This is a genomic window from Rahnella sp. GSA61A (assembly GCF_019969905.1).
Classification (GTDB): domain Bacteria; phylum Pseudomonadota; class Gammaproteobacteria; order Enterobacterales; family Enterobacteriaceae; genus Rahnella; species Rahnella aceris.
In genome coordinates this window covers 81,952-105,810 of sequence record NZ_JAHXYO010000010.1, presented here as the reverse complement: position 1 = coordinate 105,810, position 23,859 = coordinate 81,952, and the positions used below count along the sequence as shown (strand labels likewise).

Here is a 23,859-nt window from a genome sequence, read left to right as displayed (position 1 = left end):
CCGCTCTCCCTGCTGGAAAAAAAATACTGCTGGGGAGAACGGAATCATAAAATTTTTAGCCGTTTTCATAAGATGCAATCTGCCAGTCTGTTTGCTGATGAAACATTGCCGGATCTGCTCTCCGACCTTCTGCAAAAATTGCGCGCTGAATGCGACCCCGGTTTATTTCGCCAAATCCGCTATGTCGCGTGGGCGCATTCTCTGCACGCCACAAGCCCGTTTGACCGGATGGAAGAACTGTCCACGGTATTTCAGACGTTTTTTGGCGATCAGGAGATCGAATTTTTTTCTGCGACACAGGCTTCCTGCGCTTCAGGTCTGGTGAGTTTGAAATATTTGCAGGCGAAAATGCGCGCCGCACAGCAGAACACTCTCTCTGAGAACTGTGGCTCTGAGAACCAGGCCTCTGTCTGCGGGGTGCTGATCACCGGTGAAAAATGTTTTCACCGCACGGTGCAATATGTCGATCAGAATGGTTATTTTGGCGAAGCCTTTTGCGCCACGCTGGTTGGCATGGCCCCTTCTCCTCATTCGCTGCATCTGCGCGCACTGCATTTACAACAACTCGGGGCTTATGGCACGCGGATGCGGGAAACGGATCGCGAAAGTGAAAATGCCTATGACCACGCATTTTTGCCGGTGATGACCGAAACCATTCAAAAAACGCTGGCGGGCGCGGGACGTAAACCGGAAGAACTCAGCGCCGTGCTCCCTTACCACATCAGCCCGGTGACCTTTGACCGCCTTGCTGATCGCAGCGGATTTAGCCGGGACATCGTATTCCGCCATAACCTCTACACGCTCGGTCACTGCTTTTGCAGCGATGCGTTTCTCAATATCAAAAGCCTGCTTGCCTGTGGGGATAATGCCGTCAGAGCGCGGTGCATTCTGGCTCTGGCCTCAGGCGTGGCGGGCACCTTTGGCGCAATGGTTCTCGAATCAGACAATGAGGATATTCCATGAGCACAACCCATTTAACGCAGTGGCTGGCCCGTGCTGCACAGGCTTTTCCCGAGAAAACCGCCCTGGTTGCCGGTGATGAAGAGATAAGCTGGTCAGCACTGTTCCAGCGGGTCATGAAAACGGCCACCTGTTTGCAACAGCATCACATTAAACGGGGCGATCGGGTGGTGGTCTGGCTGCCGAACAGTATCGACTTTGTGGTGTGCTTCTGGGCGGTTCAGCACCTGCAAGCCATTTTTGTCCCTCTTAACCCTGACACGCCCGTCGCGCGCGTGGGCTGGATATGCAACAACGCAGAAGCCAGTTTGCTGATCAGCAGTGCAGATCAGGCGGATGCGCGGGTCACGGCTAGTGCAGATCACGCCCCGTATCCGGTGCTGTTTGACAAGCCGGGCACAGAAAGTCTGAGCCGCCCGGCGTTACTTTCATTACAGCAGATCGCGGCGCAGGCAGACGTCACACCGCTTGTGCCGGAAGACGCGCTGGATATCGATCTGGCCTGCCTGATTTACACATCCGGTTCCACCGGAGATCCGAAAGGCGTCATGCTGACCCAGCGCAATATGTTGAGCGCGGCGACATCCGTCAGCACCTATCTGGATCTGAGGGCAAGCGATCGGATTTTCTGCACGATCCCGATGAGTTTTGACTACGGGCTTTATCAGGCCATCATGGCCACCAGAGTGGGCGCGACGCTGATTATCGAAAAAGATTTCAGCCGTCCGTTGTTTGCCCTCAAACAACTGGTGAAACAGCGGGCATCGGTTTTGCCGATTGTCCCCACCATGCTGGCCCTCATTGCCCCTCTGGCAAAACGTTATGATTTTTCATCCGTGCGTAAAATCACGAATACGGCTGCCGCGTTGCATTCCAGTGATATTGATACGCTGATTGCCCTGTTCCCTCAGGCTGAAATTTTCTCTATGTACGGACTGACGGAATGCCATCGCTGCACCTGGCTTCCGCCAGCGATGTTGTCGACACATAAAGAGAGCGTCGGTTACGCCATCCCGAATACCGAACTTTGGGTGGTGGATGACAACGGTGTCCCGCATCGCAGCAATGCCACGGGCGAGCTGGTTATTCGTGGCGCGACGGTCATGCGCGGTTACTGGCGCAATGAAGAACAGACGCAAAAGAAATTACGTCCCGGCCCGCTGCCCGGCGAATCCGTGCTGTATACCGGAGACATCTGCCGGCTGGATGAACGTGGCCTGCTTTATTTTGTCGCCCGCAAAGATGACATTCTGAAAACCAACGGCGAAAAAGTGGCGCCGCGGGAAGTCGAAGGCGTGCTCAAACGCATCCCCGGGGTCGGACAGGTAGCTGTGATTGGCGTCCCTCATGCCATTTACGGTGATGAGATCGTCGCCTGTATTGAATGTGTGACGGCGCCCGATATTGCCCTGCTCAAAGCCTTCTGTCAGACCCATCTCGAAAGCTACAAGCGCCCTCACCGCTATTATTTCAGTGAGGCGTTACCCAAAAATAATAACGGAAAGATTGATCGTAACCGGCTGCCTGAACTCCTGTTACAGCGCTCCCATGATGTTCAACGCGAATCCGTAAAATCATAAGGAAATCATTATGTTTACTTCAACAATCATTGAGGCCATCGGCTTAGTGCTGGAAAGTTCTCATCTCTCAGAACTGCATGCAGAAACACATCTGGAACGCGATTTAGGCTTTGAAAGCGGGCTGTATATTGAACTGATTATGTATCTGGAAGAGAAAGTCGACGGGCTGATCCTGGATCCGGCCACGCTGGAATTTGAGCATTTTGAAACCGTGGGCAGCTTATCGAGATTCATTCAACTGCAACTCGCGAACCGGGCTGCCTGAATGGAACAATGGGCAGAGGTTATCGCGATTTTCATGCGTTTCCGGCACCGGCCCGAACTTGCCTGGTGCCATGATACACACCGTCGCGATTATGCCACGCTGAGTCAGCGCGCAATGGATCTCGCCGTGCAGATCCGCCAGCATCAGACAGACACTGACCGCCATGTAAAACCGGTGCTGGTCTACGGGCATAAGTCGTTCGATTTTATTGCCGCCTGGTGGGCATGCCTGCTCTGTGGCTGCCCTGTGGTGCCTGTTGAATCGGATAACAGCCCGGAACGCGTGGAGAAAATTGCGCTCACCCTCGGTGCAGGTCTGCTGCTGAATACGACGGCGACGCCGGTTCAGATGAACGCGGTCAGGGTACTCAACACGGCGGAAATTAACGGACCTGTCTGTACGGATGCCACACTGCATGCGCTGCTGAGTGAAAGCCGCCAGCGTTTGCAGGATGTCCCCGGCGAACCGCTGGCTTACATCATGTTTTCCTCCGGCACCACCGGCGAGCCGAAAGGGATCCAAATCACCCTGCGCAATATGGTGAATTTCATTCACTGGATCCGCGAAGATTTTCCACTGGACGGTGCCGTCACCGGCAATGTTCGCTACTGCTTTGATGTTTCCTTATTTGAAATCTGGTTAGCCTGGGTTTTCCTGCAACCGCTGTCGGTGCTCGATCACCGCGAACTCATCAGCACCCGCAAAATGATTGCACAGCATGCAGAAACCGGTGTTGTCTGCTGGGTATCCACGCCTTCGATTATCCGCCTTTATCTGCTGGACCCCACGTTCAGTGCCGCACAACTTCCCCTGCTCCGGCGGTTTATTTTTTGCGGTGAAACACTGACAAAAGACATCGTCACACAGCTATGGACACGATTTCCCGATGCCAGCGTGATAAACACCTATGGCCCGACGGAATGCACGGTTGCGGTGACCTCGGTGCTTATTACACCTGAAATGATCAGCGACCCGCTACCCTTGCCGATTGGCGCGGCCAGACCGGGCGCGGTACTCAGCCTGCACGGACAGGAAAGTGACAGCGGCCGGGGCGAGCTGTTAATCAGCGGCCCCTGCATCGGGCCAGGCTACCTCAATGCACCGCTGAAACAGCAAACACAGTTTATCCGCCATGCCGGGCAAAATGCCTATCTGACCGGTGATATCGGCCAGGCGAAGGGAGATTGTTACTATTTTCTTGGCCGCGAGGACGGGGAAGTCAAGATCCAGGGACACCGCATCGATCTCTATGAAATTGAGCATTTCCTGCGTAGCCAGAATCTCGTGTCGGATGTCGTTGCAGTGCCTTTTCTACGCAAAGGCAATGCCGAGGCCATCCAGGCCTGCGTGATCCTCAATGATTCCTGCGCGCTTTCAGCGCTGGGCCACGCGATGCAGGCACATTTCCCGCCGTGGTCGATCCCCCGTTACTGGTATGCCATTCCTCATACTATTTTGAATCATAACGGAAAACATGACCGCAGCGCGGCGCGTGATCTGGCACTGGATAAAGGGGAGAAATATGTTTTTATCGCAAATCAGACCGCTGTTTGACCGGCTTCGCAACCGCGATGACGCCATCGCGCTGATTAATCAGCAAGGCACCTACAGTTTTGCTGAACTGGGCGCACGGACGGCCGCCATCGCCCATTTTCTTAACCCTCTCGCGGGTCGCAATGTGCTGATCTATGGTCATAAACAACTCGATGCGGTCGCCGCTATTCTGGCCTGCATCAGTAAAGGCTGTTGCTTCACCTTTGTGGATCAGGCAAATCCGCCGTCCCGAATTGAAAAAATAGCCCGGATGACGCGCACGGAAGTGATCATCACCACCCTGCCGCACCCCCTCGCCGGGCTGGAGCAATGGCCGCAGTGTGTCAGTGCTTCACTGGCAGACATTTCTCCTGCAACGCTGCCCGCTGAACCATCATTAACCCAATCTCTTTTCTATATCCTTTCCACCTCGGGCAGCACCGGTGAGCCTAAAGGCGTTATGGTCAGTTATGACAATTTTGCCGCTTTCAGCGCGTGGTTCGCACCGCAAGTCACCGGCGGAACGGACAAGGGCTGCCATATTAATCACGCCTGTTTTTCTTTTGATATGGCGATCCTCGATCTCATTCCGGTTCTCAGCCGCGGGCAGACCGTGCTGATGCTGGATCATTGCAATAATGTTTTGCCCCGGCAAAACATCAGGCTGATGACAAGAGAGCCAGATGTGGCCGTCACCAGTTGGTTTTCAACACCCAGTTTTGCTGAACTCATGCTTAAAGACGCGCTGTTCAGCCACGTTAAGTTCCCCGCCCTGAAGCGTTTTTATATCGGCGGTGAACGGGTTGCGCCAGGTTTGATCACACAGTTACAGACGCGTTTTCCGTCGCTTGAAGTGATGCACGCTTATGGCCCGACCGAGACAACCTGCGTGACGCATACGCATCTTTTGTCCCAGCCGCTACACCATCAGGCGGGGTTATTGCCGCTGGGCAAGCCGCAAGGGCTGAACCGCATTCGCATCGTCGATGCGGCCGGTCATCCGGTTTCTGCCACAACGGTAGGTGAAGTCAGGCTTTACGGCCCTCAGGTTTCACAGGGCTATCTGCCGGAGGATCACCCCCGCAATCAGGCTTTTGCTGAGGATGAATGGGGTCGCTATTACGCCACGGGCGATCGCGGTTTTGTCGACGAAAATCAGTCACTGTTTATTTGCGGCAGAGATGACGGACAGTTTAAGTTGCATGGCAATCGCATTGAGCTGGCAGAAGTAGAATCCGCCGTGTGCCGAAATGCCAACGTGATCCAGTGCTGTCTGGTACCGCTCGAAGAACAGGGAAAAGTGACCGACCTGCAACTGTTTGTACAACTGCATGATGACAATGCGCTGCAGCGGCAAGCATTACGCCATTTCTTGTCCGGGCAGCTACCGGGATACATGATCCCTAAACAACTGGTCTTTTGCCAACACTTCCCCCTGACATTGCATGGCAAAATAGACCGGCAGGAACTCGTCCGGCAATACGCGGTTTCTGACAGTTTTTAATCGACATCCTGCAATCACATATAAAAAATCCAGCGTAATTGCTGAGAAAATACCCGGCATCAATTTATCTTCATGATGATGAAGGCCATATAATTTTATGACGGGTTAACGGGGTTATCATGCGTTTCGATCATACCGGTTATGTCGTATCAGATACCGATGCAACCGTCGCGGCTATTAAACTCTTTTTCCCCGTGACCGTCAGGTATAAAGAACAGATTCATGCTCAGCGGGTGTTAATCACGTTGCTGTCCACGGCAGAGGGAAATAACCAGATCGAGCTGGTTGAACCATTGCCAGATAATATTCATCTGCAAAGCATGCTGGATAAATCAGGCAAGTCATCCCTGCCTTATCATATTTGTTTTGTTGTCGATGATTTTGACCAGCAATATCAAACCATGAAATCCGCAGGCTGGATGGTATTAACGCGCCCGTTTCATGCCTTTAATAATCATCACCGCGCCAGCCACCTTTATCATCCTGATGCCGGAATCATCGAAATCATGTCGGGGTCGCTATGAAATCATTTTACGATCACCCATCAGACGCGGATTTTTTCACGCCGGATGCCCAGGCGCAGGCGATTGCCGATAAGCTCCGCCAGATAACCTCGCCGGACGACACGCGGACGGTCATCAGCCAGTGGTCGCAGGCTGCGGCGTTTAATCTCCTCGGCGTGCCCGCTGAATACCCGTCACACAAGCCACATCTTCAGGCTTATCAGCACATCCGTTTGACTGAGCGCTACCGGCTCTATGAAAAAGTGGCCTTTATCTCCCCGATACTCATGTTTTCGGCTCCCGGCCCCGGCATGGCGGCTTTTGCCGTCTCCGGGCTGGGGACAGAACAACAACAGGATGCTTTTTTTAGCCGCTTTCAGCAGACCTTAAGCTGGTCTTGTTTTGCGATGACTGAACCGGCGCAGGGAAGCGATGCAGGTGCCATGGAAACCACGGCGTCGCCGGTTGACGGCGGGTATCTGCTCTGCGGGAGAAAAATGTTCATCGGCAACGGCATGATTGCCGATACCGGTGTGATATTTGCCCGCACAGCACCCGGACCTCTGGGTATTAATGCTTTTATTTTTAATCCGCAGTCAGCAGAAATTTCCCGCTACGCACTGGAATTAAACGGGTTGAAAGGCACTAACCTTGCGCACATGCAGTTTGATGATCTGTTTATCCCTGAAGCAGACATGTTGGGCAGGCATCTGAAGCCGACGGAGCGGTTTGCAAAATCCGCCATCGCCACATTCGATGCCCTGCGTCCTTGCGTCGGCGCGCTGGCGCTGGGTGTCGCGCGGCGCGCACTGCACGAATGGCAACATGAGCGGCGACTGACACCTTCGCAGTCTGCCTGGCTGTCGCAGATGGAACGCCGCTGGCTGGTGGTCTATCACCACGGGCTGCGGGTCTGCCAGCAAACCGAAGATAAGCTTGCGCCGGAAAATCATCCCGGAATGGTAAAAACCAGTTGCGTGATCCTGGCGGAAGAGCTGATTTGCGGACTGATTCACCGTACACCGGCCAGAGATATGCGTCTGCTAAACACACTATGGCAGGCCTTCCGGGATGTGAAAGCCTTTGAATACACTGAGGGAACGCGGCAGATCCACCGTTTAAATCAGGGGTTTTCCCGGCCGCAAGAGGTGAACACATGCCTGTAACCGTCACCTTGCTCGGTCAGGGCACGATAACGGTTCTCACCCGCAGCCAGGCCGTCACACCGGACAGCCGGCATTTCATTGCTTCAGAACTTTTGGCGACAGAACACAGGGCGGCGGGCAACTGGTATCATCACTGGCCTGAAGAGGATTGCGGAAACCGTCTGCATGCTAAAGCCCTGATCACGCTTTGCCAGCACCATGTTCTCTCCTCTACGGAGAGTCTGCTGGTCTACGATTCACGGTATCCGGCCGCACGCGGCGCCACCCCTTTACTGCAAAGTTTGCTGTGCCACTGCCCGGAATTTTCCGAAGCCTGGGGGATTTGCAGTGGCCGTTTTGATCCCGGTGAGGCGTACAGGCTGGCTCAGACCCTGATGCAGGAGGAATGCCGCTTACTTTATCTCTACGACCCGATACAAAGGCTGAGTCAGGATCCCACGCCTCAGGAGTCAGAATTGCACTATCTGATTTTCTCGGCACGGATGTTGAGAAAGTAATGGATAATTTGCTGGTTTCGCTGACAGATAAGCTGTCAACCCCGGCTGTTTTTCCGATGCGTCCCTCAGAGGTGCAGCAGCTCGCGCTGATGAGAACGGAAACAGTGCATTGCGGGCCATATCGCAGCCGGGTGCTGATCAGTCAAGGTCCGATGCAGGCGGCAAAAAAAGCGCTTGTGTTACATGGCTGGGGTGGTCATCCCCTGATGCTGGCGCAGGCTAAAGATATTCTGCTGGCGCAGGGATATGAGGTGTATCTGCCGTTTTTACTCGGACATGATCCGCAAACGCCAGCCCCCTGTGATTTTCCCGCACAGTGCCAGTTACTGCTCACCCTGCAAAATACCTTTGGTGCTTTCGACACCGTCGTTGCCCATTCTGCTGGCGGGCTGATCACCGCCTTGTCGGCATCTCTCGGCTTTCGCTTCAGCCGGCTGGTGCTGATGTCAGTTCCGGCCTCGTTTACCAGCCTGCTGCAACACTACCTGCGGCAAAATCATCTGCCTGAATCTTATCTTGCCCCGCTGTGCGCGTGGTATCAGGCCCGCTTCCCGGCACCGGAGATGCCCGCAACGGACTCGCTTTTTGCGCTGGGCGACATCCCTGCACTGATACTTCAGGGTCAGCAGGACACCAGAATCAATCCGGCCGATGCGCGGAAAATTCATCGTCAGTTACCCGGCAGCCAACTGGCATTGATAGAGCATACCGGCCATCTGGGCGTGCTGACTCATCAACGGACACACTACGAATTAAACGCCTTTCTCCGTACGGCAAACGCTGATCCTGAAAAAAGGAGCCACTATGTTGGGTCACATTGAATCCCTGACGGTCTACATTCCTGAACAACGGAAATCACTGGCGGAAGTCGCGCCCGCGCTGCAACTGAGTCCGCTGGATATCAGAATGTTTTCCCGCTTTTACGGGCTGGCAAATTTCCCGCGCCAGCCGGGTTCACTTGATGATCTGTTGCGCCCGTTGTTAAAGCAGTTCACCGACAATCACGCTGATTGGCTCCCCCGCATTAAACATGTGGTGCATGCCCATACGCTGCCCGGCATTCGCCCTTTCGACCTGTCGGGCAAAGCCCTGCTCGACGAGGCCGGATTTGCTGACGACACCCATTACACCTCGCTGACGATGGGCCATTGTTCGACGTCATTGTCAGCCGTGGAATATGTTTGCAGCCGGATTAAAACGGGGGAATATGCTTTGTTGCTGGTCGGCGAAAAGGCCTTTCACCCCAAAGTCGAACTGATCGACGATACCACCATTATGGGCGAAGCGGCCTGCGCCGTTCTGCTCAGTCGCGCCGGGGAACGCTGCAAAGTGACCGCCAGATACAGCATGCAGGCGGGAGAATTCAGTCAGCATCGCGGAAATGAATCAGGTAAGGAATCACGCTTCGCCAGCGTTTATTTTTCTTTTATCGCCACCGCGATGCGCAATGCTCTGGAACATTTCGGGCATACTGCCGGTTCGCTTGACTGGATTGCACCGCATAATGTGAATTTATCGTCATGGCAGAAACTTGCTGACGAACTGAATATTCCGCGGCAAACACTATTTCTCGAAAACGTGCCACGTTATGGTCATTGTTTCGGCGCAGATCCTTATCTGAATTTGGCGACATTGATCCGTCAGAAAAGATTATCGCCCGGCAATCATGTGATGCTGGTAAGCGTAGGAATGGGCGCGACCTTCTCTTCATTGCTGCTGGTATTATCAGCCGGTAATGAAATGCCGGTATTTTGCAATTTGGAGCAATTTCCAGATATTAAGCAGGATTAAGTTAATACGCACTTGTTCTTTATGTGATGTGTTAACTCCTCATGGCTGATATTACCCGATACTACCCGCAGCTGAATGAACTCCAGGCACTGCTCACCACGGCTGGCAAAATTTCGGAATATAAACCGGATCAGGCGCTGGCCTGTTTTGATCATCCCGAACTGATGAGCATTGCCTGTATCGGCATTCCCTCCCGTTTTAATCCCTGGGAAACGGCGACCTTTTCTGACGTTGATTACTCACATCACTTACAGATCATCGAATATCTGAGCCGGGCAGATGCCAGCGCGATGATGATGTTGCCCGGTGCATCCCTTAGCACCCGCGCTATTTTGACGCTCGGCACTGAACAGCAACAGGCGCGGTTTTTCGCCTGCTTTGAACACAGCCCTGCCTGGACATTTTTTGCCGTCACCGAGCCGGGGTTTGGCTCCGACGCCACGGCAATTGCCTGCGAACTCACGCAAAACAGTCAGGGATGGTGGCTGAACGGGCAAAAGATGCTGGTCGGCGGCGCGATGCGCGCCAGCGCGGGCCTGGTATTTGCCCGTTATGAACAGACCCACCGGCTGGTGATGGTGTTTCCCGAAGGCAGAACCGGACCTTTGCAGCGTGAACTGCTCGATACCTTCGGGTTAGCGGGTGCGGCACTGACACGTCTGACGATGACCAATCTGAGTGTCAAAGAAGACGATATTTTAGGGCATGAACGCCGGGGATTGCAGCAGGGGCTTAATGCGCTGAGCAAGGTCTTTGAGCGCCACCGTCCCATGGTGGCGGCTATGGCGCTGGGCACCACTTACGGTCTGCTGAAAGCGCTGGAAACCCGACCATTACCCGCAACTGCGCAACATTGGATCGCCTGCCAGTGGCGTAAATATCATGTTCTCTTTCAGCAGATGCTCGCACTGGCGGAAGGCTACCGTACGGGTCAGCAGCAATATGCCAGCACCAGCCGCCTCAAATTAAGCGCTACCCGTCTGGCCGAAGAGACGGCGAGCCATCTGCCCCACTGGCTCGCCACCGAAGACTGGCTGGAAGAGACTTTCCTGCGCAAGCGCTACCGCGACAGCTTTGCTTTTGAATACATGGAAGGCACCAGCAATATCCACTTACTTAACAGCTTCCGCACACCTGAAATTCAGGGAGATCAACGCCATGCTGTACCTTGATCCCGCCGATATTGTCAGCCAGTCGTTTCATCACACCGACGTCCCTCAACCGGAGTGGGAAACGGATATTCCGCACTGGCGTTCGTATGTTCAGCATTTTTTCGCCGCTAACGGTGAGCCGCTCAGTCAGGAAAACGAGCAGGTTAATACCTGGATCACCAGCAATGAACGGGCGGCCTTCAGCGATATGGTCGCTACGTTGCTGCCACATCTTGCCCCGGTCGTTCAGCCGCAGCGGGTGAAAACGGTGCTGATGGCGCACTGGACGCCTGACCTGCACATGGGGAGTTCTGTGGTGAATTTAGCCATACATCAGCTCGGCCTCACCGACTGTCTGGCGCTGGCAATCAGCGATCGCGGGCCGGATGCGGCGTTGTTCGCCCTTGATGGCCTCAGCGACTGCCTGCAAGGGAAAGCGGAAGACGGATTGTTACTGATCGCCGAACAAAAAAGCCTGATGTACTTTTCACCGCTGATGGCGCGCCTGCAACCGGAAAACAATGCCTGCCTCTGTCTGGTCAATACGCAACAGCGCGGATTACGTTATCTGGGGTATCAGCGTCTGAAAACGTCCGCAGATTTTAGCGAGGCCATCTTGCAGTCCGTTGAGCATTTCGGTTTTACCCGCGAACGGTTAACGCTGATCGGCCCTCAAAATTGTCTCGCCAGTTTACCGGAAGGCTTTACGTCACTGGCGGTCAATCCCCGTTTACTTTGCGCGGCGCCTTTTGTCGCCCTGGGTCAAAACTGGCAGCCCGGACGTGATTATCTGCTGATGAGTGAACACAACGGACGGATAAGCCTGTGCGGTCTGGCGGCAGCAGAGAACCTGAGATGAATATTTTTGCGCTGAAAACCTGTATTCCTGTCACACGGATATCGCTTGACGCGATCCTCGCCCATCGCGGCGCGAACCCCAGCGAAGCCCGGACCTTCCGGCATCTTTTCGGTTTTCAGGAAGCATCAACGCTGGCTGAAGACGAAAGTGCCGCCGCGACGTTTGAATCGCTGTTGCAGCAAACCGCCGTACAGTTAACGCAGGCTGAAAAAATCGATGCGATTATTTTGGTACAGGGGCTGCCTGCCCGTTCACGACGGCAACGGGTTGATTTAGCGTTGCTGCGTCAACGTTTTGATTTTATTGCCCCTGACGCACATCTCATCACCCTCAATCAGCAAAACTGCGCCACGTTATTCTGGGGTCTGCTGATGGCTGAGCGCATGCTTGAGCAGGGAAAATATCAGTGTGTGGCTCTGCTGGCAGGCGACACGCTGGCAGATTTCAGCCTGGCAGAGCGCTATGTTCCCGGCTGCACATTAATCGGTGATGCCTTTGTGTGTGCCTTACTGAGACCGGGCGGCGGTGAGCGCAGGGTGTCCGGCATTCACTGTTTTCATCATCCCGCATTCTGGCAGGGCCTCGACGGCAGCCGGGAAGATATTAAGCGTTTTTATCAGTCTCATGACGCTCTGATCGACATGGCGCTGCGTCAGTATCCGGCTGAACAGCGGAAGGACGCATGGTTATTGCCTCACAACATTAACCGCCTGAGCTGGCAAACCTGGCGGCGGCATCCTGATCGCGCCCATCAGCGGATCGCCACCGATCTCATCGGGCAATGCGGACATTGTTACACCACCGATCCTCTCTTACTGCTCGATACCCACCCGCCAGCCGAAACCGGCCAGCCAGCCATTTTACTTTCTGTCGGGCTCGGCGGTTGGGTGGGCAGCGCCATAATCACTTCAGACACATTTGCGGAGCCTCAGGATGCCTGATAACGCGCAAGCCATCCCTTTTTTCATCCCGCCTTCCTCGCAGTTTGCCCGGCTCGGTTTTCTTAAAATCGCCGAAATGGCCTGTCGTCAGCACGGAGATAAAGTCTGGATTGGTGAAAAAGACAATGCAGTGCTGCTGCTTGCCGGCGCCCGCCATGTCCGGTTGCTGATTGAGCAGGAAAGCCAGTTCGTGAAGGAATTTGAACATCTTTCCTCAGCCTCAACTATCGGACGCATCTTGCTGGGCCAGTCACTGACGACATCCAAAGAAGGCGAGGAATGGCGGCTGGCGAGGAAACTCACCACACCGCTGGTGAACCCTAAATCCCCGTTGCTGAAACAAAGCACCGACCTCTCCGCCCGCTGGCTGCTGGATATTCTGCAGGATCCGCAGCAGACCTCATTGCGTGAAATCTGCCTGCACTGGGCGCTGATGTGTGTGGCGGAAGGATTTTTTGGCCGGGAGATCAGTCTGGCCCAACTGAATACGCTGATTGGCCATTTCCGTGATATCTATCTGCAACTGATTATCGCCGCACCGGACGCGGATTATGAGGCACTGTGCAGGCATCCGGCACTGGTCGCCTTCCGGCTGGAGGCTGAGTCCCTGCTTGGCCCGTTGCTGGATGACGCCAGGGGCGGCAATACCACGATGCTGGAACGTCTTTGTCAGGCGCTCAGTCCCGGCGCGCACCCCGAAGCGCGTGAGAGAGTGATCAGTCTTCTGCTGGGCAATCTTGCCGCCAGCGTCGATAACACGGGTATTGCCTTGCTATGGACGCTGACACATCTTTCGCAGCACCTGAACTATCAGCACTGCGTGCGTGAGGAAGCGGCTCAGGGCAAACGAAACATGGCCTCAGCCATTGTCCGGGAATCGCTCCGTCTGACGCCGGTGACAGCGTTTTTTGAGCGCCGGGTGGCAGAAAATATCGTGGTGGATGACGTGGTGATTACGGCGGGCACGCGGGTTTTATTCTCCCCCTGGCTGATTCACCGTCATGCCGCCTGCTGGGCAGAACCGCTTTGCTTCAGGCCGGAACGGTTTCTGGGTGAAGAGAAAATTGCGCCGGAGCATTTTTTACCCTTTAGCGTCGGAAAACGAAACTGTGTGGGCATGACTCTGGCTCTCGACCAGCTGACCACGGCGGTTGCGACACTGTGCGAACATTTTCAGTTTTCGCTCGCCCCTTCGACGTCACCTGCCGCCCTCACCCCGCTTTTTGCGCTTAATGTCATCCCGCGCGGTGACCTGTCTTTCATTCTCACGTCCACAAACAAGGCTGAACAGCATGACCACATCCCGTGAGATCCCGGCGCTGAGCCTGTTCTGCTTCGCCGATGTGGCCAGAGACAACTTTGCTGATAAATATGAACAATTATTAAGTACCGCACGGCTGGCAGATACGCTGAATTTTCATGCTATCTGGACGCCCGAGCGGCATTTCCATACCTTTGGCGGCATGTTTGCTAATCCTTCGGTGGTCAGCGCGGCGCTGGCGGCCTGCACGCAACGTATCGGTATCCGGGCAGGCAGCGTGGTGCTGCCGTTACATGATCCTCTGCGGGTTGCCGAAGAATGGGCCATCGTCGATAACCTGTCTCATGGCCGCGCTGGCGTGGCGTTTGCCAGCGGCTGGCAGCGTAATGATTTTGTGCTCAGGGCTGAGAATTACCGCCAGAGACAACAGGTTCTTTTTTCCTCACTGGCGCAGGTTCAGGCGCTGTGGCGCGGTGAATCCGTCACACGCCACGAGCTTTCGCTGCCTGCGCAACCCGAACCGGTTAGCCTGAAAACCTGGCCTGCACCTTTTCAGACAGAGATCCCCGTCTGGCTGACCACCGGCAGTAATCCCGATTTATTTACTGAGGCCGGAAAACGCGGGCTGAATGTGCTCACCCATCTGGTTTCGCAGACCCGCGAGCAACTGGTGGAAAACTGCGCGGCGTATCGCCTCGCACGCCGTCAGGCGGGTTTTGATCCCGCAGAAGGCACCATCACATTAATGCTGCACACGCAGGCCGGAGCAGCACGAAAAACGCTGTTGCCACGGCTTAAACCGGCACTTACCGGTTATCTGCAGGCATTTATGGCGCTTTCCGACAATCTCAGTCAACCACGGGTCGCCGATGCGGAGCAAAATGAGAAGAAGCAAGCCTACACACTGAAATGGGGAGTAGAGAAATATCTCAACCACTGCGGTTTATTTGGCTCTGCACAAGAATGCGCAGATCAGCTTGCCCGTCTCAGGCAGGAAGGAATCGATGAAGTTGCGTGCCTGATGGATTTTGGAATGCCTCAATCAAGTGTGGAAGAAACGCTTCGGACACTTGCTACATTGTTATGAAATCAAGGAACTATGATGAAAAAAATCACCCTGGCGCTTACCCTGCTCGCCTGTGTCACCAGCACTTCTGCCCTCGCCGCAGAAAAAACATTCCCCCTGGAAGCCTTTAGCGCAGTAGAAGCCAGACAGGGCATTAATCTCACCATTAAGTGTGCCGCAACGCCATCTATGGTGGTCTCCGGTTCGCAAGACACGCTGAATAAATTGAAAGTCACCCATGACAATCACGCTTTACTGCTGGTCAATGATGCCGCTGAAAATGATCGCTTTATCTCGCACACGCTGGATATCACCCTGTATACCAGCGGCCCGCTGAACAGTCTGGCCGGAAAAGCGGGTGTTAAAATAGCCGCACCGGCCTGTGCGGTGGATCCGAAAACACTGGCCGTTTCCGGCAGTATGGGCACGGATATCCGGGCTGAAGGCAAAACGGCTGAACTGAATCTGGATCTGGCCATGGGCGGGAGTTTTAACAAGAAGCCTCAGAATTTTACGGCGGAATCGGCTAACGTGCGCATGAGCATGGGCGCGGAATCCTCACTGTGTCATATCCCCAAAATTCAGGGCACGCTTGCGGCAGGCGCTCGTGTTTCCGTCAGCGCCTCTGCTCAGGTGGATACCGGTTCTGCCAGCTCATTTGCCAGCGAGATTTCCACTTCTGGCTGTGCTTAACGCGCCTGATTAACTGTCCGCCTGAAAAATACAGACCTGCCATCTGACCGGCAGGTCTTTCAGCGGAGCACAGGCGCCATACGCCAGACAATACACCCCGTCGTTTTCAATCAGCCGGTGATGTAACAGGCCGATCTCTTCTTTACGCTCATCGAATACGTGCGCGATGCCACTGTGCTGCGGGATGGCACAAAAACCGGCGAGCGACTGCGTAAGGCCGGTTCCCCTGACTTTGAGCCACGCTTCCTTCACACTCCACAGTCGGGTAAAACGCAACAGGTAATGCGCCTCATCTTCTGCCAGCCAGTGCTGTTCATCAGGGTTGAAAAACCGGCGGGCGATGGCTTTTTTCGCCTCAACGTTCCCGCTGACTTTTTCCAAATCCACCCCGACCTCTGCCCCGCGACACAGCACAATCGCCGCCGAAGTTCCGCTGTGGGATAAGTTGAAACGCAATCCCGGGAAATCAGGGAGCCAGGGCTTACCCTGAGGCGTTCTTGCGATACTTAGCTGTTCATCGGTCACTGATAAGTAGCCCGACAATACCTGACGCAGCCAGCACTGCGCCTGCTGTCGCAGCAGTTGCCCTGACAGCGACGCCTCAAAGTGACGGAGCAGGCAAAGCCCCTCTCCTGCCTTCAGTTCAGGCAGGGGATCACAGTGGGAGATTGAGGGTAACGCGGCAACCGGTTCGATCATGGCGATTCTCCAGAGACAGATACCCGCCATGACTTTCAGCGATTTGCCGGCACAAAATCAGCCCGATGCCACTGCCGTTGGGTTTGGTGGTATAGAAAGGAACAAACAGATTTTTGGGATTGGTCAGCCCGACACCCTGGTCAAGAATGGTCACAAACAGACAGCCTTTTTCTTCTGACCATTCAATACACACCGGCGCCGTGGTATCGCTCATCGCCTCATCGGCATTCTTAATCAGGTTGATAAGCAACTGATGGAGTTGCACCCGGTCGACATTTACACTCAGCGGCGCCGGGCCTTTCAGGGTAATTTTACGGTGCGCAAACAACAGCGGCAGCTCCGCAATCAGGGCGGCAAAATCAAGCGGTGCTTTGACGGGGGGGGCGAGTTTACTGAGCTGGCGGTAACTGCTGATAAAGGCGATAAGTTCTTTGGCCCGGCGGTTGATCAGATCGATGCCTTCCGCAAAGCCCTCCGGCAGGTTTTCTGTATGGCGGCGATAATGCTGCTGGAGCATCTGGCTGATGGAAGCAATCGGGCTAAGAGAATTGTTTATTTCATGACTGATCACCCGCAGCAGGTTTTGCCAGGCTTTTTGTTCTTCCTTACGCAGCATGTCGTCAACATCACTGACAAACAGCAACACGTTTTGGATCCCGTCCACCATATAGGTGTCACTGGACACTTTATAACGCCCCGGACGCCCTGCATGACTGGACTCCACCGGATGCTCCCGGTTGGCATTTTGCAACAACGTATCAAGTTGCCAGTGACTGCATTTTTCGCCAATCAGCTTTTCCAGCGATGTGCCCAGCATCCGCGAGGCCGCATCATTACACCACATCAGCCGGTTATTGCCGTCAATCGCGAAAATCGCCACCGTGATATTAGAAATCACTTTTTGCAGCAGAAAATCCATTTCTCTTTGCTGCTGGCGGTGGCGGGATAACTGACCCGAAATGGCGTTGATCTGTTCAATGACCCCTTCAAACACCCCTTCCCCGCTGGTCACACCGCGAAGGCTAAAATCTTCCTGCTCAACGGCTTCTAACAGGTTAGAAATCACATTGATTTTGTAGAGAAGTTGCTGGAAAAAGTGATAGGAAAAATACACTAACGTGACGCACAGAATAAAGAGCGTGAGAAATTTCAGGTAGAGAGACTGCTGTGGGAAAAACCACAGCAGCAGATAGGCAACAACGCCCCCCAGCGGGGACAAACTGCACAGTATTAAATGACGTGACTCAAAGGATCGAAAAAGTTTACTCATGACAGATTTTTAATTTATCCAGTCGTCGGTAAAAAGCGCTGCGACTCAGCCCTAACGATTCTGCCGCTTTCACTGCATTCCCGTCATAGTGACGCAGGCGCTGTAAGAGCACAGTTTCTTCCACTTCTGCCAGCGTGCCCGTCTCAAGTTGCGTTACCGGTTTTTGCTGGGGCTCATGACCGCTGTTTTGCCCCTTCACAGGCAGCGGCAGGCAAAGATCTGCCAGGTCGATCGTATTATTGCGGCAAAGCAATACGCCGCGTTCCAGCAAATGGCTCAGTTCGCGGATATTCCCCGGCCATGAATATTCATGCAGCCCCTGTCGCGCCATCGCCGATAATACCGGTTTAGGTTTACTGTATTTGCGGGCAAAACGTTGCAGAAAACGTTCGGCCAGCGGCTCAATATCTTCCTGCCGTTCACGTAGCGGCGGTAACGGAATTTGAATAACATTCAGCCGGTAGAGCAAATCCTGCCGGAACCGCCCTTCAGTCACGGCTTTTTCAAGATCCGTGTTGGTGGCCGCAATGATGCGGCACTGTGTGGTTTGCGTCCGTGATGAACCCACGCGTTCAAACTGCCGTTCTTCCAGGACACGCAGTAATTTTACCTGCTGGGACAAGGGCAAATTGCCAATTTCATCGAGGAATAATGTGCCTTTATCGGCCAGTTCAAAGCGTCCGATGCGATTTTCCCGCGCATCGGTAAACGCGCCTTTTACGTGCCCGAACATTTCACTTTCAAACAACTGCTCATTGATGCACCCCATGTTAACTTCAACAATGCTGTGCTCACGGCGGGATGAGAGCTGATGGATATAGCGGGCGAGCAGGCTTTTGCCGGTGCCATTTTCACCCAGAATCAGGATGCTGGTATCCGTGGCAGCCACGGTTTCCACCACGTTGATTAACTGCTTCATGGCCTGAGAGCGGACAACCCATTCATTGCCCATGTCATCTTCAAGCGCCATTTTCAGCAGCTTGTTTTCTTCTCGCAGGCAATTCCCGGAGCGTCTCGCCTGGCTCAGTGCAATCTGTTGCTGAACAATGCTTAACAGGCGTTCGTTATCCCAGGGTTTTTGAATAAAATCCGCCGCACCGGCCCGCATGGCGCTGACGATGATGTCAACACTTCCCCATCCCGTCATGGCCACGGCGGGCAGACAGTCATCAAATTTTTTTAACTCATCCAGCAGTTGCAAACCTTCCAGACCCGACGTGGTGTCTTTCTGGAAGTTCATGTCCATCAGTACCAGATCAAAGGGCTTTGCGGACAAATGTGACAATAAACGGTTGGCCTGCGTTTCCAGCGTCACGTCATACCCTTCCATACGGAGCAGCATGTCGAGGCTGGTCAGAATGCCCGCGTCATCATCAATGACAAGAATACGTTTTTTTTCGTTCATTAAAGCATCCGGCTTGTGCCGCCGCACCCGTCAGGCACGGCGACAGATTATTCATAGCGAATGGCGTCCGCAGGCGACATCCGAATGGCGCGTCGGGAAGGCAACCAGACCGCTAACGCCACAATTAAAGAAATCATGACGGCGACACCCCAAAAGAGCAGTGCAAAGGAGGTATGCCCGTTGCCCAATATACGCGTCAACTTGGGTGCGACAAAGAAGGCCAAAGGCAACCCGATAATCAGTCCAATGAATAATTGCTTACTGCCCTGAAGCATCAGCATCCGTAACAGAACGCCTTCCGTTGCCCCCATCGCCATACGCACCCCGATCTCCTGAATACGTTGATTGATCACATTGCGCATCACGGCATAAATACCGGTGGCCGCCAGAATGACCGCGACCAGACCAAACAACATAAAGAGGTTGGCAATGAAATGCAGCCCGGCGGTATTCCTGGCCAGACGTTGATTCAACGTTTGCACCTGATTAACGGAGAGCGTGCTGTCAATCTGGCGAACCGCATTCATGAGCGCAGGCCCTAACGTATCAGGATTCTGAGCCCTGAGCACCAGCGTTAATGACGCCGCGGGTATTTGCGCCAGCGAGCGGTAAACCGTGACCCGCTGGCGGAACGCGCTGAAAGGCCGGCCATGAATGACGTTAGGCACCACACCGATAACCGTGAACCAGCGCTGATCATCCGTATCACGAAAACGCAGGCGTTTACCGATGACATCCCGCTCACCGGGCCAGAACTGCTCCGCAAACGACTGGCTGACCACCACCACGGGCTGTGAGTCCTGCGTATCACTGCTGGCAAACTCCCTTCCGGCCACCGGCGTGATCCCCATTGCCGTCAGGCTTCCCGGCATCACCTGGACATCATTGACCAGAGGATAAGACCAGCGGTCTTTGCTGTTGTTGGTAGACGAATCGATATCCACCTGACGGGGTACGGTAAATTGTCCGACGGCACTGGTGGTGATGGCCGTTTTTTCAACACCGGGGATCCCGCTGAGGGACGATTGCAGGCGCTGATAGAACAGGATCCGGCTCGCATCATCAGGATACTGGTTGGCATTGAGGTTAATCTGACCGGTGAGATAGCCCTGCGTCGCCACCCCGTAATCGGCACGGGTCGCCTGGTAAACCAGCAGCGCCAGCAGCGCACTGATGCATAAAATGGAACAGGATAATCCGACTTCAAACGTCACCAGAATACGGGACACCCTGCCTGCCCCGCGACTTTGCGCGCCCCGCGTTCCATCACGCAAAACATCGTTGAAATTACCGTGGGTGATTTTCCACGCAGGCAATGCACTGGTAACGACAGCCGTCATGATGACCAGCACTAACGCATTGAGGATCATGACGTTATCGAGTGACAAATGCCACCAGAACGGAATTTTGTTCGGTACAAACGTCGGCAGTAACGTATTGGTGATCTCGAGTCCCCAGGCGGCGAGCAGAACGGCGATGATGCCCGAGAAGGCGCAAATAAATAAGCTTTCCCACATCATTTGCATGACCAGACGACCGGAAGGTGAGCCCAGAGCAACGCGGATAGCGATTTCTTTTGAACGCTCTGTGGTTCTTGCCAGCAATAAGTTGCCGACATTGCAACACGCCAGCACCAGCACAAAAGCCACGGCAAAAAGCATGACGATGAAGATCGGCATGGTCTCCTCACCCATGAAATTTTCCTGGAATGTCAGTACCTGCGCCGACAGCCCTTTATTGCTTTCAGGATACTCAGAGGCCAGCGACTGCATCACCTGAGCGAGGTCACCGTCAGCATCGGCGAGCGGAACACCGGGTTTCAGGCGCGCATAAACGGATACTTCCGGCGCACCTTTGCGGACCAGATACTGTGCAGGATCCAGCTTAGAAGGCAGCCAGAGATCATGAAAGAAAGGAAAGGCAAAATTGGCGGGCATGATGCCCACAATGCGCGTGTGTATCCCATTGATCAGGACATCTCTGCCAATGAGTTGCGCATCGGCAGCAAAGTAGTTTTGCCACATGCCATAGCTGATAACGGCAACCGGTGTCGCGCCAGGCTGGACATCTTCACTGTTCAGCACCCTGCCACGATAAGGCTGGATGCCAGTATAAGAAAACATCTCCGGCGTATTGCGGATCGCCATATAGGAAACCGCTTTGGTGCCGTCACTGATATCGGCACGTTCAGCATAAAAATAACCCACGTCATTGAGCGTGGTATTGCGGGCCTTAATTTCCTGGTAGTCCAGGAAGTTGACCCCAGAGTCACTCAGACTGACGCCGTTGACCGTCGGGTTTACTAACACCATGTTTTTCCCGTCCGGATAAGGAAGCGGCGTAAACATGATGGTGTTAATGACTGAAAACATATAAAGCGTCAGTGCCAGACCGCAGGACATGATGAGCACGGTGATAAAGGTAAATGACGGGCTTTTGAGTAACAGGCGTAAGGCATATCGGATATCAAAAAGCATTTTATGCTTCCTTTATCAGGGTCAGTTCCCGTGCCACATGTCCGTCTCCGACGACCTGCCCGTCAGAAAGCACGATGCTGCGCTGCGCCCGCTCGGCTGAACGAGGATCATGGGTGACGATGCAGATCGTGGCGCCCTCCTGATGTAACTTATCGAGAATATTCAGCACCGCCTCGGCATTGTGGGAGTCCAGGTTACCGGTCGGTTCATCCGCCAGAATGATGGAGGGATTGCCCACGATAGCCCGTGCGACGGCCACGCGCTGCTGCTGTCCGCCGGAAAGCTGCGAGGGATAATGGCGTCCCCGGTGGGACATATTGACCTTGTCTAAGGCTTCCGCCACTCTCTGCTGCCGTTCAGTTTTAGAAATATCCTTGCGGTAAGTCAGTGGCAGGGAGACATTTTCCTCAATGGTTAAATCGCTGATGAGATTAAATGACTGAAAGATAAAGCCGATATCACGATTTCTCACCAGGGCACGCTGCTTTTTAGAAATATTTTCCACGTTGTGCCCGGCCAGCTGATAGGTCCCGGTAGAGGCCACATCGAGCAGACCCAAAATCGAAAGCAGCGTTGATTTACCACAGCCTGAAGGCCCGGAAATCGCCACGTATTCCCCTTTGGAAATGCTGAGCGTGATCTTGCTCAGGGCGTGTGTCTCAATTTCATCGGTCAAAAAAATCTTATTCACGTCAGTGAGTTCTACCAGTGATTCCATCATTTTCATCTCCATCGCATTGTCCTGTAAGCTGGCGTCTTTTGCAGGTGAGCCGGCATTATTTAGTAATCTCAATTTGATCTGCCCCTTGCCAGGCGCTGCCGTCACTGAGAATAATTTTATCTCCCGCACGCAGTCCACTGGTCACCTGAATATAATCCGCAGATCCCTGACCAAAGTTGACCTTCATTTTGGTGGCAAAGCGTTCCTTTTCATCGAGCCGGTAAAGCATCGAAGGTAAATTATTCTGGGCAAACGGTGGCCGCTCAACGTACAGGGAATCATTAATTTTTGTCACTGCGATTAAACCATCAACGCTCAGATCAGGACGGGCTTCCTGCGGCAGTGGTTGATTGAATGTCACATCCACTTTAACGGTGCCATTGGTCACCGCAGGATCCACCCGTGACAATACCCCGGTGAACTGGCTGCGTCCGGTGTTAATGGTAACCTGCTGCCCGACGGCAAGATCACGGGACTGTAATTCCGGCACTTTGAGTTCAGCATAAAGTTCCTTTTCTTTCGCCAGACGGGCAATACTGGTGCCGGTGGTGACCCGCTGGCCGACCTGGACTTTCACATCCTGCAAAATGCCTTCAATCGGTGAGGTAACATTCAGCGAATCGACTTCCTGCTGGCTCAGCAGCACCAAAGATTCCAGTTTGTTAAGGCGCATCGCACTGGCTTTGATATCAGCATCAATGCTCAGCTTGAGTGTTTTTAATCGTTTTTCCTCAAGCACAACTTGCTGACGATATTGTTCAGTATTAATACGGGTCGTTTCGTATTCCAGCATCGGCACTGCCGCAATATATTTCTTTTGCGCAGCAAGCCGCATCGTAGAGCTGAGTAACCGGCTTTTCGCATCCAATACCAAGGCTTCCTGACTCAGAATTTTATTTTGTAATTCTGCGTTAGTGGCGTCAGTCTCAGCCCGGCGGGCATCCAGCTCGAGCCGGTTTTCCTGTAATTTTTGTTCCAGCGTCGGGTTACTCATTCTGACCAATAACTGGCCTTTATTCACCTTCATGCCAGGTTTGTAAATGACCTCTTCCACGCGGGCATCAACATTGGCCGCAACCCAATTGATATCACGCGGTAGCAGTACCCCGTTACCCCGCACTTCAACCGAGAAACTGCCATATTGAACCTGCCCGACCGCGATACTCCCGCGGGAGATCTGATAAGGCGAAAAACGGTAATTATAGATTGCCGCCAGCGTGGCTAAAAAGAGTGCGCCCGCAACAATAAATTTGCGGTATCGCTTCAGTATGAATTTATTCCCGGGTTGCGGGATTGATATGTCCATAATAATACCTTTTCTGATAACTCCTTACCGATGAGCACAAATCGTGCCAACCTTTAAAATTTAATTAACCAACTGATTTTTATGTGTTTTTTAAAAAGTCGCCAATTACACCTTTTCCCTTAATCATTTTCTATCTCATTAATGGAACGAAAATCGGGACGGCATGCCCTGATTACCCTCTTTTGCCTGCGAAACCCCACGCATATCATGC

Annotated in this window: 22 protein-coding genes; 16 read left to right on the top strand and 6 right to left on the bottom strand. The window is 53.7% G+C overall.

Going from position 1 to position 23,859, the window contains the following annotated elements; all coding sequences use genetic code 11:
* Nucleotides 1-72 precede the first annotated feature (72 nt).
* The 16 genes from LC431_RS14340 to LC431_RS14265 all read left to right on the top strand — a co-directional run bounded on the left by LC431_RS14340 (nucleotide 73) and on the right by LC431_RS14265 (nucleotide 15,770).
* Nucleotides 73-963 (top strand): 3-oxoacyl-ACP synthase, encoded by an 891-nt coding sequence (locus LC431_RS14340; RefSeq protein WP_223510018.1) that lies wholly within the window; start codon nucleotides 73-75, stop codon nucleotides 961-963.
* On the top strand, nucleotides 960-2,540 hold the full coding sequence (locus LC431_RS14335) for a class I adenylate-forming enzyme family protein (protein ID WP_223510017.1): 1,581 nt from the start codon (nucleotides 960-962) through the stop codon (nucleotides 2,538-2,540). The genes LC431_RS14340 and LC431_RS14335 overlap by 4 nt, the downstream gene beginning before the upstream one ends.
* A gap of 10 nt (nucleotides 2,541-2,550) precedes the next feature.
* Nucleotides 2,551-2,805, top strand: coding sequence for a phosphopantetheine-binding protein (locus LC431_RS14330; RefSeq protein ID WP_013577945.1), 255 nt, complete (start codon nucleotides 2,551-2,553; stop codon nucleotides 2,803-2,805).
* Complete coding sequence (locus LC431_RS14325) at nucleotides 2,806-4,359, top strand: AMP-binding protein (protein WP_223510016.1); 1,554 nt, start codon at nucleotides 2,806-2,808, stop codon at nucleotides 4,357-4,359.
* On the top strand, nucleotides 4,328-5,842 hold the full coding sequence (locus LC431_RS14320) for an AMP-binding protein (protein WP_223510015.1): 1,515 nt from the start codon (nucleotides 4,328-4,330) through the stop codon (nucleotides 5,840-5,842). Before LC431_RS14325 ends, LC431_RS14320 begins: the two co-directional genes overlap by 32 nt.
* A 119-nt stretch (nucleotides 5,843-5,961) precedes the next feature.
* Nucleotides 5,962-6,366, top strand: coding sequence for a VOC family protein (locus tag LC431_RS14315; protein ID WP_013577948.1), 405 nt, complete (start codon nucleotides 5,962-5,964; stop codon nucleotides 6,364-6,366).
* Entirely contained in the window at nucleotides 6,363-7,511 is a 1,149-nt protein-coding gene (locus LC431_RS14310) for an acyl-CoA dehydrogenase family protein (protein WP_153376335.1), read from the top strand. The genes LC431_RS14315 and LC431_RS14310 overlap by 4 nt, the downstream gene beginning before the upstream one ends.
* Entirely contained in the window at nucleotides 7,502-8,008 is a 507-nt protein-coding gene (locus tag LC431_RS14305; protein WP_119262390.1) for a hypothetical protein, read from the top strand. The genes LC431_RS14310 and LC431_RS14305 overlap by 10 nt, the downstream gene beginning before the upstream one ends.
* Nucleotides 8,009-8,097: 89 nt before the next feature.
* Nucleotides 8,098-8,829: an alpha/beta fold hydrolase gene (locus LC431_RS14300; RefSeq protein WP_223510014.1), complete on the top strand. Its 732-nt coding sequence runs from the start codon at nucleotides 8,098-8,100 to the stop codon at nucleotides 8,827-8,829.
* Nucleotides 8,813-9,799 (top strand): 3-oxoacyl-[acyl-carrier-protein] synthase III C-terminal domain-containing protein, encoded by a 987-nt coding sequence (locus tag LC431_RS14295; RefSeq protein WP_223510013.1) that lies wholly within the window; start codon nucleotides 8,813-8,815, stop codon nucleotides 9,797-9,799. The genes LC431_RS14300 and LC431_RS14295 overlap by 17 nt, the downstream gene beginning before the upstream one ends.
* A 41-nt stretch (nucleotides 9,800-9,840) precedes the next feature.
* A complete protein-coding gene (locus LC431_RS14290) occupies nucleotides 9,841-10,971 on the top strand; it encodes an acyl-CoA dehydrogenase family protein (RefSeq protein ID WP_223510012.1) in 1,131 nt (376 codons plus the stop codon).
* Nucleotides 10,958-11,809: a hypothetical protein gene (locus LC431_RS14285; protein WP_153376329.1), complete on the top strand. Its 852-nt coding sequence runs from the start codon at nucleotides 10,958-10,960 to the stop codon at nucleotides 11,807-11,809. The genes LC431_RS14290 and LC431_RS14285 overlap by 14 nt, the downstream gene beginning before the upstream one ends.
* A complete protein-coding gene (locus LC431_RS14280; protein ID WP_168444316.1) occupies nucleotides 11,806-12,750 on the top strand; it encodes a 3-oxoacyl-ACP synthase in 945 nt (314 codons plus the stop codon). Before LC431_RS14285 ends, LC431_RS14280 begins: the two co-directional genes overlap by 4 nt.
* Complete coding sequence (locus LC431_RS14275; RefSeq protein WP_131637371.1) at nucleotides 12,743-14,059, top strand: cytochrome P450; 1,317 nt, start codon at nucleotides 12,743-12,745, stop codon at nucleotides 14,057-14,059. The genes LC431_RS14280 and LC431_RS14275 overlap by 8 nt, the downstream gene beginning before the upstream one ends.
* Nucleotides 14,043-15,098 (top strand): MupA/Atu3671 family FMN-dependent luciferase-like monooxygenase, encoded by a 1,056-nt coding sequence (locus tag LC431_RS14270; protein ID WP_112151491.1) that lies wholly within the window; start codon nucleotides 14,043-14,045, stop codon nucleotides 15,096-15,098. The genes LC431_RS14275 and LC431_RS14270 overlap by 17 nt, the downstream gene beginning before the upstream one ends.
* Nucleotides 15,099-15,113: 15 nt before the next feature.
* Nucleotides 15,114-15,770 carry a GIN domain-containing protein gene (locus LC431_RS14265; RefSeq protein ID WP_013577958.1) on the top strand — a complete coding sequence of 219 codons (657 nt, stop codon included), beginning with the start codon at nucleotides 15,114-15,116 and terminating at the stop codon, nucleotides 15,768-15,770.
* 9 nt (nucleotides 15,771-15,779) lie between these two features.
* Here LC431_RS14265 and LC431_RS14260 read toward each other — a convergent pair whose 3' ends face one another.
* The 6 genes from LC431_RS14260 to LC431_RS14235 are packed head-to-tail and all read right to left on the bottom strand — an operon-like array spanning nucleotide 15,780 to nucleotide 23,648.
* A complete protein-coding gene (locus tag LC431_RS14260; protein ID WP_037033177.1) occupies nucleotides 15,780-16,469 on the bottom strand; it encodes a 4'-phosphopantetheinyl transferase superfamily protein in 690 nt (229 codons plus the stop codon).
* Nucleotides 16,426-17,739, bottom strand: coding sequence for a PAS domain-containing sensor histidine kinase (locus LC431_RS14255; protein ID WP_119262382.1), 1,314 nt, complete (start codon nucleotides 17,737-17,739; stop codon nucleotides 16,426-16,428). Before LC431_RS14255 ends, LC431_RS14260 begins: the two co-directional genes overlap by 44 nt.
* Nucleotides 17,732-19,144, bottom strand: a complete 1,413-nt coding sequence (locus LC431_RS14250) for a sigma-54 dependent transcriptional regulator (RefSeq protein ID WP_013577961.1) — start codon at nucleotides 19,142-19,144, stop codon at nucleotides 17,732-17,734. The genes LC431_RS14255 and LC431_RS14250 overlap by 8 nt, the downstream gene beginning before the upstream one ends.
* Nucleotides 19,145-19,191: 47 nt before the next feature.
* Complete coding sequence (locus LC431_RS14245; RefSeq protein WP_013577962.1) at nucleotides 19,192-21,621, bottom strand: ABC transporter permease; 2,430 nt, start codon at nucleotides 21,619-21,621, stop codon at nucleotides 19,192-19,194.
* 1 nt (nucleotide 21,622) lies between these two features.
* Nucleotides 21,623-22,339 carry an ABC transporter ATP-binding protein gene (locus LC431_RS14240; RefSeq protein WP_037033254.1) on the bottom strand — a complete coding sequence of 239 codons (717 nt, stop codon included), beginning with the start codon at nucleotides 22,337-22,339 and terminating at the stop codon, nucleotides 21,623-21,625.
* A gap of 58 nt (nucleotides 22,340-22,397) precedes the next feature.
* The gene (locus LC431_RS14235) at nucleotides 22,398-23,648 is read right to left on the bottom strand and encodes an efflux RND transporter periplasmic adaptor subunit (protein ID WP_121019845.1); all 1,251 of its coding nucleotides are present in this window, start codon (nucleotides 23,646-23,648) and stop codon (nucleotides 22,398-22,400) included.
* Nucleotides 23,649-23,859 lie beyond the last annotated feature (211 nt).